Here is a 3,363-nt window from a genome sequence, read left to right as displayed (position 1 = left end):
GTCGAGATCGCCGACCGTGAGGACCTGTACGACAACCCGCGCCACCCCTACACGCGGGCCCTGCTGTCCGCCGTGCCCGAGGCCACGGTGGACGAGGTGCCGCGTGAGCGCATCCGGCTGACCGGTGACGTGCCGTCGCCGATCAACCCGCCCTCCGGCTGCCGCTTCCGCACCCGCTGCTGGAAGGCGACCGAGAAGTGCGCGACGGAGGCGCCGCCGCTGGTGCAGGTGCAGGGCGACAACGCGGGTCACCTGACGGCCTGCCACTACCCGGAGACGGCGGACACCGTCCCCGCTCCGCGCCTCGCCAAAGACCCCGAGGCGGCGGCCTGACACACCCCTTTCCGTCAGCCGCCCCCTTGCGGAGCGGACTTTCACCGGCCCATTGACCCGAGCCCATGAACGTCCGGTCCAGGGGAGAGGGCCCGCGCCTGCCCAGGCACGGGCCCTCCTCTGCGTCCGGACAGGGCACCGGCACCGGTTTCGGCAAGAGGACTTCGGGAAGTGCGCTGTTCCTGACGCACCGTTCAGCAACGTGTGTCACACTGCCGCGGTGGTTGATCACGTCTTCGCCGATCTCTCGCTCGCCGCGCTGTACGACAGCCTCAACCCCTGGGGACCGGGTGACGACTTCTACCTCGGTCTGCTGCGGGAGGCCGGGGCGGTGCTGGACATCGGTTGCGGCACCGGGCAGTTACTGCGACGGGCCCGGGCCGAGGGGCACCAGGGGCGGCTGACGGGGCTCGATCCGGCCGCCGCCATGCTCGTCCAGGCGCGCCGCGCGCGACCCGACGTCGAGTGGGTGCTCGGCGATGTGCGGGTGCGGCGGTGGCGGCCGGAGTTCGACCTCGTCGTGATGACCGGGCACGCCTTCCAGGAACTGGTGACGGACGAGGAGATCCGGGTCTGCCTGCGCGCCGCCCGCGCGGCCCTGAGGGACGGGGGCCGGTTCGTGTTCGAGACCCGCAACCCCGGCGCCCGCGCCTGGGAGCGGTGGACCCCCGACCGGGTCCACCGGGCCACCGCCGCCGACGGCACTCCCGTACGGGTCTGGCACGAGGTGCGCGACGACGGACCGCACGGGGACCGGGTGTACTTCACCGAGACCTACGCGGGCCCCCGGTGGCCCGGCCCACAGGTCAATCACAGCGTCCTGCGCTTCCTGGACGCCGGGGCGCTGGAGGGCTTCCTCGCCGAGGCGGGCCTGACGGTGGCCGACCAGTACGGCGACTGGGACCGGAGCGCGCTCACCCCCGCCTCACCCGAGATCATCACGGTGGCGCGGAAGGCCTAGACGGGCCTTTGGTTCCCCGCTCCGGGGGTGATGGTGTTCATGCACGCGATCACTGGCCGGTGATCACGGCCCTCGCGTAGGTTTCGGGAAAGGCGCGCGCTGCACTGACGGGCTGTCACGTTCCGCACGCCGTTCCCCGACCCGCCTCGCCTCAAGGTTCCCGGCCCCGTCATGCCCTTATCCGTACCCGCCCGCAGGTTCCGCCTGCCCGTCTGGCTGATCCCGGTCCCGTGGACCCTCGCTCTCGGACTGTGGGGACTGTCCCGGCAGCGGAGTGTGTGGCGGGACGAGGCCGCGACCTGGATGGCGGCCCAGCGGTCCGTCCCCGACATCTGGCACCTGCTGGGACAGGTCGACGCCGTGCACGGGCTCTACTACCTGCTGATGCACGCCCTGTTCTCGTGCTTCGGGGCGAGCACCACCACCCTGCGGCTGCCCTCCGTACTGGCCATGGCGGTGGCGGCGGGCTGCGTCACGGCCGTCGGCCACCGGCTGGCCGGCGCCCGCGCCGGCGTGGGGGCGGGACTGGCGCTCGGGCTCCTTCCGGCCGTGCAGTTCTCCCTCCAGGACGGCCGCCCGTACGCCCTCGTGTCCGCGGGCGCCGGGATCTCCACCCTGCTGCTCGTCACGGTGCTCCAGGGAGGGGGGCGCACCGCGCGCTGGGTGGCTTACGGGGGCACGGTCCTGGTGTGCGCGCTGCTGAACTGGCTGTCGCTGCTCATGCTGCCCGCGCACCTGGCGACCCTGGTGTGGACGAAGGCCGGGCGGGCGGTACGGGCGCGCTGGGCGGTGGCCGCGGCGGTCGCGGTCGGCGGCGCACTGCCGTTGATCCTGTTCAGCCGGACCCAGTCCCACCAGGTGGCCTGGATTCCGCCGCTGACCTGGCACATGATGATCGGCCCCGCGGTCCTGCTGGCGCTGGGCGGTGCGGGGGCCCTGCTGGACCGGCCGCGAGCGGGCCGGCTGTCGGTGGCGGCCGTCGGACTGCCCCTGCTCGCGGTGCCGCAGCTCGCCCTCGCCGGCATCTCCCTGGTCCAGCCCCTCTTCCTGGACCGCTACATCCTGTTCAGCATGCTGGGTCTGGCCCTGCTGATCGGCACGGCCCTGAGTGCGGCGGCGCGGTCGGCGTATCCGCGGTTCCCGCGCGCCTCGGCATGGACCGTCCCGGCGGCGACCGCGCTGGCGGTGGTGGCACTGCTGCCCCTGTCGCTGGCCGAGCGGTCCCCGGCCAGCCGGGTGGACGACGTGCTGGCGGTCGCCGGGGACGTCCGGAAGCTGAAGCGGGCCGGGGACGCGGTGGTCTTCCTGCCGTCGGACCGGCGCGACACCGCCCAGGTCTCCCCCGGCGACTTCGCCGGGCTGCGGGACATCGCGCTGGTGAGGGACCCCGTGGCCGTCGGCTCGCTGAAGGGCGAGGAGGCCGGTCCGGGCCCGATACGGACCGCGATGCTCGCCCAGCGGCGGATCCTGCTGGTCACCGATGCGCCGGAGGTGGCCCCGCCGGTGTCGGCGGAGCGGGACCGGGCGAAGGCCGCGGTGCTGAGGCGGTACTTCACCGTGGTGGCGGACCGTCGGGTCCGCGGCCGACGGGTGACGGTGTACGAGCGGCGGCACGGACCCCCGGACCACTCCCCGGCCGGCGCGCCGGCCGGGAGCGTCCTTCCGCCGTCTTCAGCCCGTCATCCGTCCCGTGCGGCCTCCGTGCCCGCCGCGTCCCCCTCCTCCAGCGCCGCCAGGGCCGGGTCCAGGACGATGTCCTCGTCCCGGGCCCCGGTGGTGGGTTCCTCCGGGAAGTGGCAGGCCGTCAGGTGGCCGTCGCGGTTGCCGGAGAGCCGGATCAGCGGCGGCTCCTCGGCGGCGCACTTGTCCTGTGCCTTCCAGCACCGCGTGCGGAAACGGCAGCCGGAGGGCGGGGAGATGGGGGACGGAACGTCGCCGGCCAGCCGGATGCGCTCACGCCGGGGCGCCTCCTCCCCCGTCAGGGTCACCTCGGGGACGGCGGAGAGCAGGGCATGGGTGTAGGGGTGGCGCGGGCGGGCGTAGATGGAGTCGCGGTCCCCCACCTCGAT

The 3,363-nt window shown here is 74.0% G+C and carries 3 protein-coding genes and 1 pseudogene; 3 read left to right on the top strand and 1 reads right to left on the bottom strand.

What is annotated here, in order from left to right; genetic code table 11:
* The 3 genes and pseudogenes from AB0B40_RS38055 to AB0B40_RS38045 form a co-directional block, all read left to right on the top strand.
* The coding region (locus AB0B40_RS38055) for an oligopeptide/dipeptide ABC transporter ATP-binding protein (protein WP_362268208.1) at positions 1–333 on the top strand (333 nt) is incomplete at its 5' end.
* Positions 334–553: 220 nt separating this feature from the next.
* On the top strand, positions 554–1,294 hold the full coding sequence (locus AB0B40_RS38050; RefSeq protein ID WP_345051080.1) for a class I SAM-dependent methyltransferase: 741 nt from the start codon (positions 554–556) through the stop codon (positions 1,292–1,294).
* A gap of 171 nt (positions 1,295–1,465) precedes the next feature.
* A pseudogene (locus tag AB0B40_RS38045) lies at positions 1,466–2,905 on the top strand (glycosyltransferase family 39 protein); the annotation flags it as partial.
* 68 nt (positions 2,906–2,973) lie between these two features.
* On the opposite strand, the gene AB0B40_RS38040 reads toward AB0B40_RS38045, so the two are convergent.
* The coding region (locus AB0B40_RS38040; RefSeq protein ID WP_362268210.1) for an oligopeptide/dipeptide ABC transporter ATP-binding protein at positions 2,974–3,363 on the bottom strand (390 nt) is incomplete at its 5' end.

It is taken from the genome of Streptomyces sp. NPDC042638 (assembly GCF_040647235.1).
GTDB lineage: Bacteria > Actinomycetota > Actinomycetes > Streptomycetales > Streptomycetaceae > Streptomyces > Streptomyces rameus.
The sequence above is the reverse complement of the archived record's forward strand: the minus strand, read 5'-3'. Positions and strand labels throughout refer to the sequence as shown.